The organism is Methylobacterium carpenticola, assembly GCF_042748905.1.
Taxonomy (GTDB): Bacteria; Pseudomonadota; Alphaproteobacteria; order Rhizobiales; family Beijerinckiaceae; genus Methylobacterium; species Methylobacterium carpenticola.
This window is the reverse complement of record NZ_JBHZEO010000001.1, coordinates 151,114-168,862: the sequence shown is the minus strand read 5'-3', so window position 1 is coordinate 168,862 and position 17,749 is coordinate 151,114. Positions and strand designations below refer to the sequence as shown.

Annotated in this window: 16 protein-coding genes and 1 pseudogene; 14 read left to right on the top strand and 3 right to left on the bottom strand. The window is 70.4% G+C overall.

All coding sequences use genetic code 11. The features are described 5' to 3' along the window. Positions 1–5: 5 nt before the first annotated feature. From chrA to ACE101_RS00830, 3 genes are all read right to left on the bottom strand, one after another. Positions 6–1,415 (bottom strand): chromate efflux transporter, encoded by a 1,410-nt coding sequence (gene chrA / locus ACE101_RS00840; RefSeq protein ID WP_379125637.1) that lies wholly within the window; start codon positions 1,413–1,415, stop codon positions 6–8. A gap of 2 nt (positions 1,416–1,417) precedes the next feature. After that, positions 1,418–2,248: a chromate resistance protein ChrB domain-containing protein gene (locus ACE101_RS00835; RefSeq protein WP_379125636.1), complete on the bottom strand. Its 831-nt coding sequence runs from the start codon at positions 2,246–2,248 to the stop codon at positions 1,418–1,420. 105 nt (positions 2,249–2,353) lie between these two features. Next, entirely contained in the window at positions 2,354–2,560 is a 207-nt protein-coding gene (locus ACE101_RS00830; RefSeq protein WP_379125635.1) for a DUF1289 domain-containing protein, read from the bottom strand. Positions 2,561–2,650: 90 nt separating this feature from the next. Here ACE101_RS00830 and ACE101_RS00825 point away from each other — a divergent pair, with 90 nt between their 5' ends. From ACE101_RS00825 to ACE101_RS00760, 14 genes and pseudogenes are all read left to right on the top strand, one after another. Then, entirely contained in the window at positions 2,651–2,929 is a 279-nt protein-coding gene (locus ACE101_RS00825; RefSeq protein WP_379125634.1) for a metal/formaldehyde-sensitive transcriptional repressor, read from the top strand. 14 nt (positions 2,930–2,943) lie between these two features. Then, on the top strand, positions 2,944–4,056 hold the full coding sequence (locus ACE101_RS00820; RefSeq protein WP_379125633.1) for a nickel/cobalt efflux transporter: 1,113 nt from the start codon (positions 2,944–2,946) through the stop codon (positions 4,054–4,056). Between the two features lie 76 nt (positions 4,057–4,132). Continuing rightward, entirely contained in the window at positions 4,133–4,345 is a 213-nt protein-coding gene (locus ACE101_RS00815; protein ID WP_379125632.1) for a heavy-metal-associated domain-containing protein, read from the top strand. Positions 4,346–4,437: 92 nt separating this feature from the next. Further along, entirely contained in the window at positions 4,438–4,902 is a 465-nt protein-coding gene (locus tag ACE101_RS00810) for a hypothetical protein (protein ID WP_379125631.1), read from the top strand. An 85-nt stretch (positions 4,903–4,987) separates the two neighbouring features. Further along, complete coding sequence (locus tag ACE101_RS00805; protein WP_379125630.1) at positions 4,988–6,727, top strand: efflux RND transporter periplasmic adaptor subunit; 1,740 nt, start codon at positions 4,988–4,990, stop codon at positions 6,725–6,727. Positions 6,728–6,738: 11 nt separating this feature from the next. Next, the gene (locus ACE101_RS00800) at positions 6,739–9,888 is read left to right on the top strand and encodes an efflux RND transporter permease subunit (protein ID WP_379125629.1); all 3,150 of its coding nucleotides are present in this window, start codon (positions 6,739–6,741) and stop codon (positions 9,886–9,888) included. A 24-nt stretch (positions 9,889–9,912) separates the two neighbouring features. Next, the gene (locus ACE101_RS00795; RefSeq protein WP_379125628.1) at positions 9,913–10,278 is read left to right on the top strand and encodes a hypothetical protein; all 366 of its coding nucleotides are present in this window, start codon (positions 9,913–9,915) and stop codon (positions 10,276–10,278) included. 26 nt (positions 10,279–10,304) lie between these two features. Further along, positions 10,305–10,703 carry a CopM family metallochaperone gene (gene copM, locus ACE101_RS00790; RefSeq protein WP_133089789.1) on the top strand — a complete coding sequence of 133 codons (399 nt, stop codon included), beginning with the start codon at positions 10,305–10,307 and terminating at the stop codon, positions 10,701–10,703. Between the two features lie 180 nt (positions 10,704–10,883). Next, complete coding sequence (locus tag ACE101_RS00785; protein WP_379125627.1) at positions 10,884–11,216, top strand: four-helix bundle copper-binding protein; 333 nt, start codon at positions 10,884–10,886, stop codon at positions 11,214–11,216. A gap of 55 nt (positions 11,217–11,271) precedes the next feature. Continuing rightward, complete coding sequence (locus ACE101_RS00780; protein WP_379125626.1) at positions 11,272–11,748, top strand: DUF305 domain-containing protein; 477 nt, start codon at positions 11,272–11,274, stop codon at positions 11,746–11,748. Positions 11,749–11,816: 68 nt separating this feature from the next. After that, positions 11,817–14,264: a heavy metal translocating P-type ATPase gene (locus ACE101_RS00775; protein WP_379125625.1), complete on the top strand. Its 2,448-nt coding sequence runs from the start codon at positions 11,817–11,819 to the stop codon at positions 14,262–14,264. 8 nt (positions 14,265–14,272) lie between these two features. Then, positions 14,273–15,006: pseudogene (locus ACE101_RS00770) on the top strand (DUF4396 domain-containing protein). 73 nt (positions 15,007–15,079) lie between these two features. Then, a complete protein-coding gene (locus ACE101_RS00765) occupies positions 15,080–16,324 on the top strand; it encodes a 6TM ABC transporter family protein (RefSeq protein ID WP_379125624.1) in 1,245 nt (414 codons plus the stop codon). Positions 16,325–17,358: 1,034 nt separating this feature from the next. Then, complete coding sequence (locus ACE101_RS00760; RefSeq protein WP_379125623.1) at positions 17,359–17,691, top strand: hypothetical protein; 333 nt, start codon at positions 17,359–17,361, stop codon at positions 17,689–17,691. Positions 17,692–17,749: the final 58 nt, after the last annotated feature.

The window sequence follows — 17,749 nt, the reverse complement described above, 5'->3', positions numbered from 1 at the left end:
GCCCATCACACCAGCCCCGCCAGGTGCAGGGCGACGCCGGCCGCGGCGCAGGCCGCGAGCGTCGGGACCATGCCGACCTTGAAGCGGAACACCGCCAGCACCGCCGCGGCCGCCAGGGCGAGCGCCCACGGGTTCAGGCTCGACGGTACCGGCACGTCGAACCGGATCGGCCCGGCCGTGAACGGCTGGGTCTCGGCGAAGACGGTGTGCAGGGCGAACCAGACCGCGAGGTTGAGGATCACGCCGACCACCGCCGCGGTGATGGCCGAGAGCGCGCCGGCCAAGGCCCGGTTTCCGCGCAGGCGCTCGACGTAAGGGGCGCCGACGAAGATCCAGAGGAAGCAGGGCGCGAAGGTCACCCAGGTGGTGAGCAGACCGCCCAGCGTCCCGGCGACGAGCGGCGGCAGTGCGCCAGGCGCCCGATAGGCGGCGAGAAAGCCGACGAACTGGGTGACCATGATGAGCGGGCCGGGCGTCGTCTCGGCCATGCCGAGGCCGTCCAGCATCTCGCCGGGCTTGAGCCAGCCGTAATGCTCCACCGCCTGCTGGGCGACGTAGGAGAGCACCGCGTAGGCGCCCCCGAAGGTCACCATCGCCATCTTGGAGAAGAACACCGCGACCTGGGCGAAGACGTCGTCCGAGCCGAGGGCGAGCAGGATGGCCGCGACGGGAACCAGCCAGATCGCTCCCCAGACGAGCAGCATCCGCAGGGTGTGCCCGGCGGCGGCCCGCTCCCGGGGGAGTTCGTGGTCGTCGAGCAGGAAGGGGCCCGCCACCGCCTTGCCGCCGGCCCCGTGCCTGCCGGCCTTAAACTGGGGCAGCCCGGCCCGGCCGCCGAGGTAGCCGATGACGCCGGCCGTTAGCACGATCAGCGGGAACGGCACACCGAGGAAGAAGATGCCCACGAACGCCGCAGCCGCGAGCCCGACCATGAGGGAGCCCTTGAGCGCCCGCTTCCCGATGCGGATCACCGCCTGGAGCACGATGGCGAGCACCGCCGCCTTCAGTCCGAAGAACAGGCCGGCGACGAGGCCGACATTGCCGTAGAGCGCGTAGATCCAGCTCAGGGCCATGATGGCAAGGACGCCCGGCAGGACGAACAGCCCGCCGGCGACGACGCCGCCGCGGGTGCCGTGCATCAGCCAGCCGACATAGGTGGCCAGCTGCTGGGCCTCGGGTCCCGGTAGCAGCGTGCAGAAGTTCAGCGCGTGCAGGAACCGGTTCTCGGAGATCCAGCGCTTCTCCTCGACGAGGACGCGGTGCATGACGGCGATCTGCCCGGCCGGGCCGCCGAAGGAGAGTGCGGCGATGCGGGCCCAGACCGGCAGGGCTTGCGCCAGGGTCACGGGCACCGGCGCTCCCGGGGCGGCCTCTCCGGGAGCCGGCGCCGTTTGGATGCCTGCGGTCGCGGCCATGGTCACGCCTTCCCCTTCGTCCGGTCGCCTTCCCAGGTGTGGCGTTCCTCCGTCGCGTCCCGGCACCAGCGGTAGAAGGCGTCGTAGAGGAGCATCCCGGCGTCGAGCTGAGCGAGGTCGTCCGCGTAGATTCGCGACAGGCCGAGCGAGGCCGCGAGAAGGCCCGCCGCTTCCGGGGCGAGGTCGGGCCGGCCAGTATCGGCTCCGCGCACCAGCGTCGCGAGGTGCAGGAGCGGCGGCGTCGCGAGGCCGAGCTCCTCGACCATGACGTCGAAGGTGCAGAGCTCGCCCCGGTGGCTCCAGAAGGTGCCCGGGTCGTCGATGTCGAAAGGCGCCGCCTCGAACCGTTCCGCGACCCCGGAGACCTCGCTCGGCGGCACGAACAGGAACACCGCGTCAGGGTCGACGAAGCGGCGGATCAGCCAGGGGCAGGCGATGCGGTCGACCTTGGGTCGGGCGCGCGTGACCCAGACGGTGCGGCCCTGCTCGTCGCGGTTGCGGATCTTGTTGGCCGGAACCATCGGCAGCTCGGCGGCCGCCCAGTCCGCGATGCCACCTTGCAGGGCCTCGGCCTCGACGCCGGCGCTGCGCAGCCAGGCGGCCACTCCATGGCTATTACGACGTCCGTCCTCGCAGACGACCACGACGGACCTGCCGCGCAGCCCCGGCGCCCACTCGGCGACCTTCTCCGCCGACCGTGGCAAGGAGCCGGGCACGTGGCGCTGGTCGACGAGGAATTCCCTGTAGGAGCGTACGTCGACCACGGCAGGGCAGCCGGAAGTGCCGATCAGGCGCGCGAGTTTTTCGACGGTAATGGTGTTGGGCACGGGCATGACGCGTCCTTGCATCGTATGCAGTCGGGACGCGATTCTTCAGCCGGAGCCTCGTCGGGGGATCGCTCCCCGATGGCGCCATTCATCGCCGCTTGGCCGGGCGTGTCAAGCCTCTTCGGACCGGGAGAGGCGCTGTCCCGCGGAAGCCATCTGCCCGATCCTGCGCGGGAGCTCGCGCGCAAGGGCGGTGCGCCGGTAGGGCGTCATCTTCCTCCACGCTCGTATCTCGGGGACGGTGCGCCCGCAGCCCAGGCACCATCCGGTCATGCCGTCGAATTGGCAGACCGATATGCAGGGGTCGTCCTTCCTCATGGTAGGGCCTCGCCACGCCGTCGAGCGGTCACCGCTTGGCAAATGATAGGGTACCCCCCTATATATCATTCGAGACCGGAAGCCGTATCCATGGCTCACACGATCAAGGACAAGACCAAGCTCCTGGCCCGCGTGCGTCGGCTCAAGGGGCAGGCTGAAGCCGTCGAACGGGCCCTGGAGGCCGAGATCGGCTGCGCCGACGTCCTGATGCTGGTCGCCTCGATGCGTGGCGCCGTCAACGGCCTGACCGCCGAGCTGATGGAAGACCACATCCGCCACCACGTCGTGAACCCGGACGCCGAGCCGGACGCCGAGCGCGCCCGGGGCGCCGCCGAGCTCATCGAGGTGGTGCGGACCTACCTGAAATAGGACGGACGCGACCCATGATCCCGTTTGCCGACCTGCTCCAGCAGGGGGCCGCCCACGCCTGGCTGTTCGTGCCGAGCGCGATCCTCCTCGGGGCCCTCCATGGCCTCGAACCCGGGCATTCGAAGACGATGATGGCCGCCTTCATCATCGCGGTCCGGGGCACGGTTACCCAGGCGGTCCTGCTCGGCCTGGCGGCGACGCTCTCGCACACGGCGGTCGTGTGGGTCATCGCGCTGGGCGGGCAATACCTTGGACAGGAGTGGGGCGGCGAGGCGTCCGAGCCGTACTTCCAGTTGGCCTCCGCCGTCCTCATCGTCGGCATCGCGCTCTGGATGGCGTGGCGCACCTGGCGCGAGCAGCACCACGACCATCACCACCATGACGGTGCGAAGCACATCACGACCGGGACCGGCCTGCTGACGCTGGAGGTGTTCGAGGACGGCGTGCCGCCGCGCTGGCGGGTGCGTGCCGAGCGAGGAGGGCTGCCGGTCCCCGGGACCATCACCATCGAGACGGTCCGCCCGCATGGCGGGCGGCAGACGTTCGCGTTCGCGCACCGGGGCGACTTCCTAGAGAGCATGGAGGAGATCCCGGAGCCGCACGCCTTCATGACGCGGCTGCACCTGGAGGGACCGTCCGGGGTCGAGGTGCACGAGGTCGCGTTCGAGGAGCACGACCACGACCACATGAACCTGGGCGACGAGGACGACGCCCATGCCCGCGCCCACGCCGAGGACATCCGTCGCCGCTTCTCGGGCAGGCAGGTGACGACCGGCCAGATCGTCATGTTCGGCCTGACGGGCGGGCTGATCCCATGCCCGGCCGCCATCACCGTCCTGCTTCTGTGCATCCAGCTCAAGCAGTTCAGCCTTGGCTTCGCGCTGGTCGTCTGTTTCAGCGTCGGCTTGGCGCTCACAATGGTCTCGGCCGGCGTCATCGCGGCGCTCAGCTTTCAGCACGTGGCGACCCGCTGGTCCGGCTTCAGTGCGTTCGCCCGGCGGGCCCCCTACGCGTCGGCCGCCTTGATCGTGCTGGTTGGCCTCTACACGGGCTGGCTCGGCTGGGAGGGCATTCGGCACGGCCACCAGGACCACGCCGCCACGTGGGTCACGACCGTCCCGGCCTGACGGGCCCGTGCCGGCCCTTGACCTTCCCATGATGGGAAGCCCCATCTGGGTGTGACGCCATCCAAGGGAGTGCGTCATGCATCGCTTCAAGGTCGAGAAGATGGGCTGCGGCGGCTGCGCCAAGTCGGTGACCCGCGCGGTCCAAGGCATCGAGCCGAACGCACGGGTCGAGGTCGAACTCGGAGCCAAGCTCGTGACCGTGTGGGATGCCGCCGGCCCTGCGGACCGGATCGCCCAGGCCATCGCCGCGGCGGGCTTCCCGGCCGAGCCGCTGCCCGCGGCGGCTTGAAACGCCGCGACGGCAACCAAATTTGCCTGCAGGCATTCACGTCTCAACGGCGGACATAGTCCCGCCACCGGAATCGGTGTAAGCCAGAACTCATGAGCCTCGACCGGCAAATCGCGCGCCTGATGGCGGCGATGATCCTCGCGATCATCGCCTACGTCGCGCCGTCCGCCGTCCAGGCCCACGAGGGGCACGCCCACCACGGCCACCACGCCGCGGCGCAGCCGAAGGTGGCCCCTTTTCCGGCGCCCAAGGCTGTTGCGCCCGCGGCGCCCAAGGTGGCTGTCCGGGCCGTCATGCCGGCATGGGCCAGGGTCGCGCTCGCCCCGGCCACGGTCGACGGCGCGCGCATCGAGCCGAGCCAGGACGAGTGCTGCCCGGTCGGCTGCAAGACCCGCTGCTGCGGGACGATGGCCTGCTGCGCCACCGGCGTCCTGTCAGGGCCCAATGCCCTGTCGCCGGCCCTGTTCCGGACCGTCACGCTGATCCCGCGCGACGTCGCCGGCCGTTCGGGCCCCGGCCCCGAGGCCCTGCCCAAGCCCCCACGAACCCTCGCGTGAAGTAGGGCGCGCCTGAGGCGCGCAACGCCCGGAGTGCGCCCGAGAACGGCGCCGTCCGGACTTCCCGACGCGAGGATTCCTGTTCATGTCGACCCGTTTTGCCGCCGCCCTGCGCGCGGTGGCGCTGCTTGCCGCCGTCCTCGCGGGGCCGGCGCTCGCCCACGAGGGGCACGACCACGGCGCCGCCCAGCCCCCTGTCTCGAAGAGCATCGCCCCGCGCGGCGAGGCGCTCTCGGACGCCTTCGAGCTCGTCGTCATCCCGCGCGACGGGACCCTGACGCTGTTCCTCGACCGGTTCCGGACGAACGAGCCGGTGCCCGGCGCGACCATCGAGGTCGAGACGCCGGACGGTCCCAAGGTCGCGACCGCCACGACCGACGGCGGCTACGCGCTGCCGGCCCCGTGGCTGTCGAAGCCTGGCCGGCACGATCTCGTGGCGACCGTCACGGCCGGGGACGCGGTCGATGTGCTGACCGTGGCGGTCACCGTCCCCGACCCGAAGGCCGCTGCGACAGCCGCGCCTGCCGCGCCGGCTCCGGCGCAGGCTGCCCTGGCGCGCGTATCCGAAGTCGCCCACAGCCTCAGGGAGCGCCTGACGGCCAAGGACCCGACGCTGATGGTCGCGGTCGCCGTCGCCTTCCTGCTCGGCGTGCTCGTGACGGCGCTCGCACGCGGCCGTCGGGGGGCTCCGGCCCTTGCTCTGCTCGCCATCGGCATCACCCTCGTCCTCGGCACCGCCGCCTTCGCGCACGGTGACGAGGACCACGGCGCACCCGTGCAGGGGGCCGCCCTGATCGAGCCGCGCCAGACCACGCCGGTCTCGTCGGACCTCGCGCAGCGCCTGCCCGACGGCTCCGTCTTCGTGCCGAAGCCCACGCAGCGCCTGCTGGTGCTGCGCACGACCATGACGGAGCGGGGCAGCTTCCACCGCTCGGTCGAGCTGCCCGGCCGCATCATCCCGGACCCGAACGCCAGCGGCGTCGTGCAGTCCTCCGTCGGCGGTCGCCTCTCGCCCCCGCCTTCCGGTATCTTCCCGCGCCTCGGCACCAAGGTGCGCAAGGGCGACGTGCTCGCCACGGTGACGCCGCCGGTCCAGGCCGTCGACGTCTCCGATATGCGCCAGCGCCAGGGGGAGCTCGACCAGCAGATCGCCATCGTCGAGCGCCGGGTCGAGCGCTATCGCAAGCTCGCGACCACCGGCGCCGTCGCCACGACCCAGCTCGACGACGCGGTGGCCGAGCTCAACGGCCTGCACGACCGCCGCGCCGCCCTCGACAAGATCCGGCAGCAGCCCGAGACCCTGGTCTCGCCGGTCGACGGGGTGGTTGCGCAGGCGACCGCGGTCGCCGGCCAGATGGCCGCGCCCGGCGCCATGGTCTTCCAGATCGTCGACCCGAACCGTCTCTGGGTCGAGGCCCTCAGCTTCGACGCCCTGACGGCGGCCCAAAATGCTACCGCGCGGCTCGCGGACGGTCGGACCCTGAAGCTCGCCTACCAGGGCACGGGGCTCGCCGACCGCAACCAGGCCATCCCGGTGCAGTTCGCCGTCCAGGGCGACGCCTCGGGCCTGCGGGTCGGCCAGTTCGTCACCGTGCTGGCCGGGACGGACACGGAGCAGTCCGGCCTGGCGCTGCCGCGCTCGGCCGTCGTGCGCACCGGCAACGGGCAGGACGTCGTCTACGAGCACACCACCGCGGAGCGCTTCGAGGCGCGGCCCGTGCGGGTCGAGCCGCTCGACGGCGGCCGCGTGCTGGTGGCCGAGGGGATCGGACCCGGCAAGAGGGTCGTGACCCAGGGCGCCGAACTCCTCGACCAGGTCCGCTGAGGAGGCCGGCGATGTTCACCTTCCTCGTCAGCCAGTCGATCCGCAACCGCCTGCTCGTGCTCGCCATGGCCACGGTGCTGGTGCTCTACGGCGCCTTCACCGCGACCAAGCTGCCGGTCGACGTCTTCCCCGACCTCAACAAGCCGACCGTCACCATCATGACGGAGGCCGAAGGCTTCGCCCCTCAGGAGGTCGAGCAGCTCGTCACCTATCCCATCGAGACCCGGATGAACGGGCTGCCCGGGGTCACCCGCGTGCGCTCGGTCTCGGGCGTGGGGCTGTCGATCACCTACGTCGAGTTCGACTGGGGCACGGACATCTACCGTAACCGCCAGCAGGTCGCCGAGCGGCTGGCCCTGGTGCAGGACCAACTGCCACGGGGCGTGACCCCGGTGATGGGGCCGATCTCCTCCATCATGGGCCAGATCCTGCTGGTGGCGGTCACGAGCGAGACCGCGTCCCCGATGCAGGTGCGCGAGGTCGCCGACTTCACCATACGGCCCCGGCTCCTCACCATCCCGGGCGTGGCGCAGGTCATCCCCATCGGCGGCGAGGTGCGCCAGTTCCGGGTCAGCCCGAACCCGGCCGCCATGCGCTCGCTCGGGGTGACGAACGCCCAGCTTGAGACGGCGCTGGCCCAGTTCGGCACCAACGCGGGCGGCGGCTTCACCGACCAGCATTCCCGCGAGTACCTCATCCGGAACATCGGCCGGACCATGAGCCTCGACGACCTGCGCAACCTCGTGGTCGCGACGGTCGCCGACACGCCTGTCCACCTGCGCCAGGTGGCCGAGGTGTCCTTCGCCGCGAAGGTGAAGCGGGGCGATGCCGGCTACATGGCCAAGCCCTCTGTCATCGTCTCGGTCGAGAAGCAGCCCGACGTCGACACGGTGCGGCTGACCCGCAGCATCGAGACCGCCCTGAAGGAGATGTCGCCGACCCTGCCATCCGGCATCAAGGCCGACCAGGTCCTGTTCCGGCAGGCCGACTTCATCGAGACCTCGATCCGCAACGTGGAACGCGTCCTCGTCGAGGCCGTGCTGGTGGTGGCGGTGGTGCTGTTCGCCTTCCTCCTGAACGTGCGCACCACGGCAATCTCGCTGCTCGCCATCCCGGTCTCGGTGCTGACGACCGCGGTGGTGTTCCACCTGTTCGGGCTGTCCATCAACACGATGACGCTCGGCGGTCTGGCCATCGCCATCGGCGAGCTCGTCGACGACGCAGTGGTCGACGTCGAGAACATCTACCGGCGGCTCGGCGAGAACCGGAGGGCCGGCAACCCGAAGAGCGTGTTCCAGGTGGTGGTGGAGGCCTCGAACGAGGTCCGCTCCGGCATCGTCTACGCGACGCTGATCATCATCCTGGTATTCGTGCCGCTCTTCGCGCTCTCAGGCATCGAGGGCCGGCTCTTCGCCCCCCTCGGGCAGGCCTACATCATCTCGATCCTGGCGAGCCTGCTCACCTCCATCACCCTGACGCCGGTCCTGGCATCCCTGCTGCTGCCGGGGCTGAAGAACCTGGAGGAGCACGACAGCCGCTTCCTGAAGCTGCTCAAGCGCGGCAACGCCGCCCTCCTGCAAGTCGCCTTTCGGCACCAGGGCCTGCTGGTCGGCAGCGTCGTGGTGGCCGTCGTGGCCGCGGGCGTGGCCGCCTGGAACCTGCCGCGCGCGTTCCTGCCGCCGTTCAACGAGGGCTCGTTCACCGTCAACATGACCTTCAACCCGGGGATCTCGCTCGCCGAGAGCAACCGGGTTGGGTTGATCGCGGAAAAACTGCTGCTGGACGTCCCGGGCGTGAAGGCAGTTGGCCGTCGCACCGGCCGGGCCGAGCTCGACGAGCACGCGGAAGGGGTCCACTCCTCCGAGATCGAGGTGGCGCTCGACGAGGGCGCCAAGCGCCCGAAGGAGGCGCTCGTCGCCGACATCCGCGGGCGCCTCGCGGCCCTGCCGGTGGCAGTCAACGTCGGGCAGCCCATCTCGCACCGGCTCGACCACATGCTCTCCGGCGTGCGCGCCGAGATCGCGCTCAAGGTATTCGGCGAGGACCTTGATGCCCTGCGCCGGGTGGCCAACGCGCTCCGCGAGCGGATGGCCGCGATTCCGGGCCTCGTCGACCTGCAGGTCGAGCGGCAGGTGCGCATCCCGCAGCTTGAGGTGCGGGTCGACTACACCCGGGCGGCCCTCTACGGCGTCCAGCCCGCGGCGGTGGTCGAGCAGATCAGCCGCCTCTCGAACGGGCGGGTGGTCTCGACGGTCGTCGACGGCGTGCGCCGCTTCGACGTGGTGCTGCGCCTGTCGGAAAACCGCCGCACAACCACGGGCCTCGGCGACCTGCTGCTGGAGACACCCTCGGGCTGGGTGCCGGCGAAGCAGGTGGCCGACATCCGCGAGACGGACGGGCCGAACCAGATCCTGCGCGAGAACGCCCGCCGCCGCATCGTCGTCCAGGCCAACACCAACGGCGAGAGCGACATGGCGACCGTCGTGGCGGCCATCCGCGAGGCCGTGGCGAAGGAGCCGCTCCCGCCGGGCTTCTTCACCAGCCTGGAGGGCACCTTCCAGGCGCAGGAGGAGGCGAGCCGGACCATCGGCGCGCTCTCCGCCCTGTCCCTGGCTCTGGTCTTCGCCATCCTCTACAGCCGCTACCGCTCGGCCGCGCTGGCGCTCATCATCATGGGCAACGTGCCGCTCGCCCTGATCGGCTCGGTGGCGGCCCTGTGGCTGGTCGGGCAGCCGCTGTCGGTGGCGTCGATGATCGGCTTCATCACGCTGACCGGCATCGCCGCGCGCAACGGCATCCTCAAGATCAGCCACTACCTCAACCTGTCGCTGCACGAGGGCGTGCCGTTCGGGCCCGACCTCGTCGTGCGCGGCAGCCTGGAGCGGTTGACGCCGGTCCTGATGACGGCCCTCTCGGCCGGCGTCGCGCTGGTGCCGCTGCTCTACGACGCCGCAAGCCCGGGCAAGGAGATCCTGCACCCGGTCGCGGTGACGATCTTCGGCGGCCTCGTCAGCGCGACGCTGCTCGACACCTTCCTGACCCCGGTCCTGTTCCTGCGCTTCGGCCGCAGGCCGCTGGAGCGGCTGCGCGCCCTCCACGCCGAGGCGCCGGCCCACCCATCCCCGGACGGCGTGCGCCCACGCCCGGCCGACGCCTACTGACCCGCACAACCCAGGAGACCCTCCATGATCCTTCCCCGAGTGACCCTCGTCGCCAGCCTGCTCGCCGCGACGGCCGTGTGCGCCCACGAGACCTCCGGACAGCATGGCGGCCGGGTGACGGACGCGGGCAAGTTCCACGTCGAGCTCGTCGCCAAGGGCGAGACCGTCGACGTGTTCCTGTCCGACGAGGGTCAGAAGCCGGTGTCGGCCGCGGGCTTCAAGGGCACGGCCATCCTCGTCGTCGGCGGAAAGCCGGCCCGCGTGCCCCTGGAGCCCGCCGACGGCAACCGCCTCACCGGCAAGGCCGCGGCGGCGCTCGGCGAGAGCCCGAAGGGCGCCGTGCAGCTCACCGGCCCGGACGGCGCGACCGCCAGCGGCAAGTTCAACTGATCCCTCGCACCAGAAAGAATCCTTCGATGAAGACCCTGACCTCGACCCTCGCTGCCGCGGCCCTGGCCCTCGGCCTCTCGGGCATCGCCGTGGCGCACGAGGCCCACGACCATGCCGGGCATGGCGGGCACGACCACGCCGCGATGGCCGCGTCGGACAAGGCGGACACGCCGGCGACCAAGGCGTTCCGGGACGTCGGCGCCGAGATGCACCGGGACATGGACATCCGCTACACGAACGACGTCGACGTCGACTTCGTGCGCGGCATGATCCCCCACCACAAGGGGGCCGTCGCCATGGCCAAGGTCGCCCTCCAGTATTCCAAGGACCCCGAGATCCGGAAGCTGGCCGAGGACATCATCAAGGCCCAGGACGTCGAGATCGCCCAGATGGAGGCCTTCCTGAAGAAGAAGGGCACCCAGTGAGGGCGCCCGGCCTGAGCAGCGTCAGGCTCCCAAATTCGTGAGCGTTCAGAGTATTTATTTCTGAACGCGATCGTATTCCGGGAGTTTGTATTTCAGGTCATGACTTGCTGACTTATTTTATTCTGAATCAGTTCTCCAGTCATGCCGTTTGCGTCAACATTGCAACGACGGAGTACCTGAATGCACCAGATGTCGAGCGAGATGCAGTCCTGCATCGACGAGTGCCTGCGCTGCTACCAGACCTGCCTGGGCATGGCCTCGAACCACTGCCTCCCGGCCGGCGGCAAGCACGTCGAGCCGGCACACTTCCGGCTGATGATGGCCTGCGCGGAGATCTGCCGGACCTCGGCGCACCTCATGCTGACCGGCACCCCCGAGCACAGGCACACCTGCCGGGCCTGTGCGGAGGTCTGCGAGGCCTGCGCGAAGAGCTGCGAGCAGGTCGGCGACATGGACGACTGCGTCCAGCAGTGCCGCCGCTGCGCCGAGAGCTGCCGGAAGATGGCGGCCTGAACCCTGACCGGGAGGCCATCCCGGCCATCCCGGCACCCGACTTGAGGAGGCAACGATGCTTGTCCGTACCCTTACCCTCGCCATCGCGCTCGCCTGCGCAGCTCCGGCCCTTGCCGCCGAGCACGATCACGGCTCCATGCAGGGCCCCTCGTTCGAATTGCCAGCGGCCTGCAAGGCCGCGTCGACCGGCAAGGACGCCATGATGAAGGACATGCAGGGCCACATGTCCCAGGCCATGCAGGGCATGGGCACCCAGGCGACCGCGGCGCAGAAGGGCCTGCAGCACGCCATGATGCAGATGAACGGCCCCATGATGCAGGGGATGATGGCGGGTGACGCCGACGTCGCCTGGATCTGCGCCATGATCCCCCATCACCAGGGCGCCATCGCGATGGCCCAAGTCGGGCTGCGGAACGGCGACAATCCCGAGGCGAAGAAGATCGCCGAAAAGACCATCCAGGAGCAGGAGAGGAGCATCAAGGAGCTCACGTCCTGGCTCGACAAGAACGCCAAGAAGGAAGGCCAGCAGTAAGGCATTGGCGGCCGCCGGACCGTTCGCGGTCCGGCGGCAGGGCCCTAGGTCATGCGGAGGGAGCGGTCATGAGCGACGCGCCACAGGGACACCATCCTGCCCCGGGAGGCTACGCCTGCGCGGGCGGCCACGGCCATGCCGGGCACGCACATGGCCATGCGCACGGCGACCAAGCCGGCATCGCGGCGAACGACGCCGGTGCCTACCGCGTGCAGGACCCGGTCTGCGGGATGATGGTCGACCCGCATACGACGAGGCACCGGGCCGAGCACGAGAGGCACCCCTACTACTTCTGCTCGAACGGCTGCCGGACCAAGTTCGAAGCCGACCCGGCCCGCTTTATCGACCCCGGCCAAGCCGCGAAGAAGTCCGACCCGGTACCGGAGGGCACGATCTACACCTGCCCGATGCACCCGGAGGTGCGGCAGGTCGGCCCCGGGGCATGCCCGATCTGCGGCATGGCCCTGGAGCCGGCGATGATCGGCGCCGACGAGGGCCCGAGCGAGGAGCTCGTCGACATGACCCGCCGGTTCTGGATCGGGCTGGTCCTGACCCTGCCCGTGTTCGTGCTGGAGATGGGCGGCCACCTGTTCGGCCTGACCGAGCGGCTCGGGCAGCAGACCTCCAACTGGATCCAGTTCGCGCTGGCGACCCCGGTAGTGCTCTGGGCCGGCTGGCCGTTCTTCGTGCGCGGCTGGGCATCCGTCCGCAGCCGCAACCTCAACATGTTCACCCTGATCGCTCTCGGGACGGGGGTCGCCTGGCTCTACAGCGTAGTCGCGACCTTGGCGCCCGGGCTTTTCCCAGAGGCCCTGCGCGGGCATGGCGGTGCGGTGCCGGCCTACTTCGAGGCGGCGGCCGTCATCACGGTTCTGGTGCTGCTCGGGCAAGTGCTGGAGCTGCGGGCCCGCGAGAGCACGGGCGGGGCCCTCCGCGCGCTGCTCGACCTCGCGCCGAAGACGGCCCGCCGCATCCGGCCCGACGGCACCGATGAGGAGGTGCAACTCGACGCCATTGGCGTCGGCGACCGCCTGCGCGTGCGGCCCGGCGAGAAGGTGCCGGTCGACGGCGCCGTCGTGGAGGGTCGCAGCTCCGTCGACGAGAGCTTGGTCACGGGGGAATCGATGCCCGTCACCAAGGAGGTCGGCGGCGCGGTCATCGGCGGCAGCCTCAACCAGTCCGGCTCGCTCGTCGTCGAGGCCACCAAGGTCGGGCGCGACACCATGCTGGCCCGCATCGTCCAGATGGTGGCCGAGGCGCAGCGCTCGCGCGCGCCCATCCAGCGCCTCGCCGACCAGGTCGCCGGTTGGTTCGTGCCGGCGGTCATCGGCGTGGCGGCGGTGGCCTTCGTCGCCTGGATGGCCTTCGGGCCGGAACCGCGCTTCACCTTCGCGCTGCTGGCCGCGGTGGCGGTGCTCATCATCGCCTGCCCCTGCGCGCTCGGGCTCGCCACGCCGATGTCGATCATGGTTGGGGTCGGCCGTGGCGCCCAGGCCGGCGTCCTCGTCAAGAACGCCGAGGCGCTTGAACGTATGGAAAAGGTCACGACGCTGGTGGTCGACAAGACCGGCACGCTGACCGAGGGCAAGCCGGCCGTGACGCGGGTGGTGCCGGCGGGCGGCTTCGACGAGGCTACCGTGCTGCACCTCTCGGCGAGCGTCGAGCGCGCGAGCGAGCACCCGTTGGCCGTGGCCATCGTCAAGGCGGCCGAGGAGCGGGGCATCAGCCTGGCCCCCATGGTGGATTTCGACAGTCCCACGGGCAAGGGTGCGCTCGGCACCGTCGAGGGCCGGCGCGTGGCCCTCGGCAACGCCGCCTTCCTGCGCGAGCAGGGCGTCGATGTCTCGGCCCACGCGGCCGAGGCCGAAGAGCTCCGGCGCGACGGCGCCACGGCGATCTTCGCGGGCGTCGACGGGCGCGTGGCCGGCGTCATCGCCATCGCCGACCCCGTCAAGGCGACGACGCCCGAGGCGCTCGCCGCGCTTCGGGCCGAGGGCATCCGGGTCGTGATGCTGACTGGGGACAACCGCACAACCGCCGATGCCGTGGCGCGCCGGCTCGGCATCGAGGAGGTCGAGGCCGAGGTGCTGCCCGACCAGAAGGCCGCCGTGGTCGAGCGCCACAAGGCCGCCGGTCAGGTCGTCGCGATGGCCGGAGACGGCGTCAACGACGCTCCCGCGCTCGCCGCGGCGGACGTCGGCATCGCCATGGGCACGGGCACGGACGTGGCCATCGAGAGTGCCGGCCTGACGCTGCTTAAAGGCGACCTCCTCGGCATCGTGCGGGCCCGGCGCCTGTCGCGGGCGGTGATGGGCAACATCCGTCAGAACCTGTTCTTCGCCTTCATCTACAACGCCGCCGGCGTGCCGGTTGCGGCGGGCATCCTCTACCCGTTCCTCGGTATCCTGCTCTCGCCGGTCATCGCGGCCGCGGCGATGGCGCTCTCCTCGGTCAGCGTGATCGGCAACGCCCTGCGCCTGCGGGCGACGAAGCTCGATCCTTCGTCCGCCCGCTAGGAGCCTCCATGTTTCCGACCTGGCTACACGCCCTCACCGTCGCGTCCCTCTTGCTAGGGGCCGCGTGCGCCCTGCTGCTGTCGGTGCAGGTCATCCGCCACCCGCAGCACATGACCGTGATGAACGTGGTCTGGCCGGTCAGCGCTCTGTTCGGAACTGCCGCCGTGGTGTGGGCCTACTTCCGATACGGACGCCTCGCCACGATGGAGGCGCACCACCACGCCAAGGAGCGGGGCGGGGAGCCGCCGAACATGACCGGCACGCCGTTCCCGGTGATGGTCGGCAAGGGCGCGCTCCACTGCGGCAGCGGCTGCATGCTGGGCGACGTCGCCGCCGAGTGGCTCGCCTTCCTGGTGCCGGCGGTGGCGGTCTGGTTCGGCTGGCACTCCCTGTTCGAGGAGAAGATGTACGCGGTCTGGGTGCTGGACTTCGTCTTCGCCTACGCGCTCGGGATCGTGTTCCAGTATTATGCCATCGTGCCGATGCGGGGGCTCTCCCCCGGCGAGGGCCTCGTGGCGGCCGTGAAGGCGGATACCGCCTCGCTGATCGCCTGGCAGGTCGGCATATACAGTTTCATGGCCTTCGCGCAGTTCTACCTGTTCCCGCACCTCCGGGGCAGCGGGCCCCGGTGAACTCGGTAGAGCTCTGGGCTGCCATGCAGCTCGCCATGGTCGCGGGATTCCTGACCAGCTACCCCATCAACTGGTGGCTCGTCGGTTCCGGCATCAAGAAACGCATGTAGGCCGGTACGCCCTCCCATCCGGCACGGTCCCAGGGCGGGACCCCGCCCCGCCTGCATCCACCCTCTCGTCGCGGTGCCACCCTTGTTCACGCCCGTCGTCATCCACGACCTGATCCACCGTGTCGCCGGCCTGGACGGTCCCCACGGCCATTGGTGGATGGAGCTCGTCTCGGTCCTCGTCCTCGTCGTGGCGCCGGCCTGGACGGGAGGGCTGGCACTCCGCCTCGGTTGGCGACGGCTGCGCGGACGGCACCGGCGTCCCGGCGCGCGAAGCCACGAGGGCTGGCCCCTTGAGCGCTACGTCCTGAAGGCGACGCTCCGACCGCAGCTGAGGCTGCTGCTGCTTTCCCTTCTGACGCTCCCGGCGGCTTGGCTCGTGCTGGAGATTCCCAAGCACATCATCAACCACGCCCTGGCGGACGCGGAGGGCGACGGCCATCCCGGCATGGCCTTTCTCGGCCTCGAACTGGGCCGCGTCGGCCTGCTGTTCGCGCTATGCGCGAGCTACCTCGCCGTGCTGACGCTGGGCGGCCTCGCCAAGTACGCGGTCAACCGGGCCCGCGGGGGCCTGAATGAGCGCCTCGTGCGCCGGCTGCGGCTCGCCGTCTTCCGGCGGGCCCGCGGGGAGCTGTCCCCCGAGCGCCGCGCCGCGCTGGCCGCCGTCGCCGTGCAGGAGGTCGAGCCCATCGGCTACGCCGGCGCGGGCCTGGTGGCTGTGCCCTTCGTCCAGGGCGGCACCCTCCTGACCAGCCTCGCCTTCCTGCTCCTCCAGGATGCCGCCCTGGCGCTGGCCGCGATGGTGATGCTGCCGGTGCAGCTCTCGCTCCTGCCGCGGCTGCAGCGGCGCCTGAACGCGAAGGTGCGGGAGCGGGTGCACGCGACCCGGGCGCTCGGCGGCCTCCTGACCGGGCCTGAGAACCGGCCGGCCGGACATCCTTCGACCCTGCTACGGCAGATGCGCCAGGCCGAGGCGCTGGAGCGGGTGCGCGTCGAGATCGCCGACCTCAAGGGCCGGCTCAAGGGCCTTTACAACTACACGGCCAACCTGACGCCGTTCTTCTTCTTCTCGGTCGGCGGCTACCTGGTCATCCAAGACCGTCTCTCGCTCGGAGCCCTCGTCGCCGCGCTCGCGGCCTACAAGGAGATCTCGCCGGCCCTGCGCGAGCTGTTCGACTTCGTGCAGGGATGGTCGGACGCGAGGGCCCGGTTCGACGAGGTCTCGCGGGCCGTCGTGCGGCCACAGCCCGCGGACGCCCGCGCCGCCGGGACGGCCGCCCGCCATCCCGGCACCGGTCGCAAAGCACTGACGGCGGCTTGAGCTGGCGACCCGAGGCCTGCCCGGCCGCGGGCGAAGCCAAGATCCGGCTTGGGCCGCTGAAAACCCCGACCGCGTCCGTCATCGGCTCGAAGCGAGAGCGTGACCGACATGCGCCACCCCGGGGTTGCGAGGATGCCGCCTGTCGCGGACTTCCGCCGTGAGCCGGACCGCGCCTACCGCAGGGGATTCCACCCCGCGCAGGTCTCAAGCAGGCGGGTCGGGTGCCTCGCGTAGTCGATGCATTCCCTGCTCGTCCTCCGCGGCAGCGAAGGCGGCGTATTGCGGCTGCTACGGCTGCGGGTTTGAACCGGACCGGGTCCGTCCACGCGGCCGGTCACATGCGGGGGCCCGACGCCGCTTCGCTCTCCTCGGATGGCCGGCTCGACGCCTCGACCCGTCGAGGAACGGCGGCAGGCTCTCGTCAGCGAGGCAGGGGACGGCCAGCCGCCAACAAGGAAGCGCCTGATCTCGGCGGGACGTACTTCGACCCCGGCGCGCTCCTCCAGGATGCCAACCTCAGCGGGTTCGACATCTCCCTGCCGTACCAGGTGACCTGAAGAGCAAGGGGCACGTGCGCCCCCCTTCTATGGCGAGTGGAAAATGGGTCGAAGGGTTGTCCTGGCGTTACTCCATTAAACAGAATCGAGGATACAAGGAAAATCCAGGGGGAGCACCTGCACCCAATACTGCGCACGTGCTCCCCATATCGGGCGGGCCTTCTATCCACAGGATGATGGGGCGGCTCCGGGGTCCCTTGGGAGGGGGTACGGGAACGCCCCAAAAACGGGTGAAACGATTTTACGAAGTTTTCCCGGCCCCCGAAAATCAGCGTTTTATTGAGTCCCGAGAGTCTCTTAAGCGTTCTTAGAATTCTCTTATGTTGGAAGGCGCACAAGGTCCGACGTCGGGCCGACGTCAGGCTGACGTGCGCCCACGGGGGCCAGGGAAGCCTTTACCTTCCCGAACGGCAGGCCGTTGACGGCGGACTCCCCGTGGATTCTCCTGGGCTTACACCAGCCGCAGGACACACCCCGATGGGCATCGCCACCGACCTCTCGCTCGACAGCGCTTCCCGCCTCGGCATGGTCGGTGCAGGCCTGCATGTCGGGATCCAGCGAGCCATGTCGGACATCCGCCGCGAGCAGCGCCGCCAGGTCAGCGCGGTCGAGGATGTCGCCCTCCGGCTGCGGGAGGCCCGCCTCGGCCAGGTCGCCGCCCTGCGCCGCGCGGCCGCCGCCGAGGCCCGGGCCGCTCAGGCCGAGCAAGAGGCGGCCGGGGCGCAGCGCGAGATCCGGCTCCTGCGCGAGGCCCTGCGCGCCGAGAAGTCTCTGACCGCCGGCCTGAAGGAGATCTGCGGCGTCGCCTGACCGGGGTGCCGCGCAAAGGAAAGGGCCCGCCGGGAGACCGGCGGGCCCTTCTCGTTTC

What these genes read in the sequence shown, in the direction of transcription:
- chrA (WP_379125637.1), bottom strand. Translation starts at nt 1,415, where the DNA reads ATGGCCGCGACCGCAGGCATCCAAACGGCGCCGGCTCCCGGAGAGGCC.
- ACE101_RS00835 (WP_379125636.1), bottom strand. Translation starts at nt 2,248, where the DNA reads ATGCCCGTGCCCAACACCATTACCGTCGAAAAACTCGCGCGCCTGATC.
- ACE101_RS00830 (WP_379125635.1), bottom strand. Translation starts at nt 2,560, where the DNA reads ATGAGGAAGGACGACCCCTGCATATCGGTCTGCCAATTCGACGGCATG.
- ACE101_RS00825 (WP_379125634.1), top strand. Translation starts at nt 2,651, where the DNA reads ATGGCTCACACGATCAAGGACAAGACCAAGCTCCTGGCCCGCGTGCGT.
- ACE101_RS00820 (WP_379125633.1), top strand. Translation starts at nt 2,944, where the DNA reads ATGATCCCGTTTGCCGACCTGCTCCAGCAGGGGGCCGCCCACGCCTGG.
- ACE101_RS00815 (WP_379125632.1), top strand. Translation starts at nt 4,133, where the DNA reads ATGCATCGCTTCAAGGTCGAGAAGATGGGCTGCGGCGGCTGCGCCAAG.
- ACE101_RS00810 (WP_379125631.1), top strand. Translation starts at nt 4,438, where the DNA reads ATGAGCCTCGACCGGCAAATCGCGCGCCTGATGGCGGCGATGATCCTC.
- ACE101_RS00805 (WP_379125630.1), top strand. Translation starts at nt 4,988, where the DNA reads ATGTCGACCCGTTTTGCCGCCGCCCTGCGCGCGGTGGCGCTGCTTGCC.
- ACE101_RS00800 (WP_379125629.1), top strand. Translation starts at nt 6,739, where the DNA reads ATGTTCACCTTCCTCGTCAGCCAGTCGATCCGCAACCGCCTGCTCGTG.
- ACE101_RS00795 (WP_379125628.1), top strand. Translation starts at nt 9,913, where the DNA reads ATGATCCTTCCCCGAGTGACCCTCGTCGCCAGCCTGCTCGCCGCGACG.
- copM (WP_133089789.1), top strand. Translation starts at nt 10,305, where the DNA reads ATGAAGACCCTGACCTCGACCCTCGCTGCCGCGGCCCTGGCCCTCGGC.
- ACE101_RS00785 (WP_379125627.1), top strand. Translation starts at nt 10,884, where the DNA reads ATGCACCAGATGTCGAGCGAGATGCAGTCCTGCATCGACGAGTGCCTG.
- ACE101_RS00780 (WP_379125626.1), top strand. Translation starts at nt 11,272, where the DNA reads ATGCTTGTCCGTACCCTTACCCTCGCCATCGCGCTCGCCTGCGCAGCT.
- ACE101_RS00775 (WP_379125625.1), top strand. Translation starts at nt 11,817, where the DNA reads ATGAGCGACGCGCCACAGGGACACCATCCTGCCCCGGGAGGCTACGCC.
- ACE101_RS00760 (WP_379125623.1), top strand. Translation starts at nt 17,359, where the DNA reads ATGGGCATCGCCACCGACCTCTCGCTCGACAGCGCTTCCCGCCTCGGC.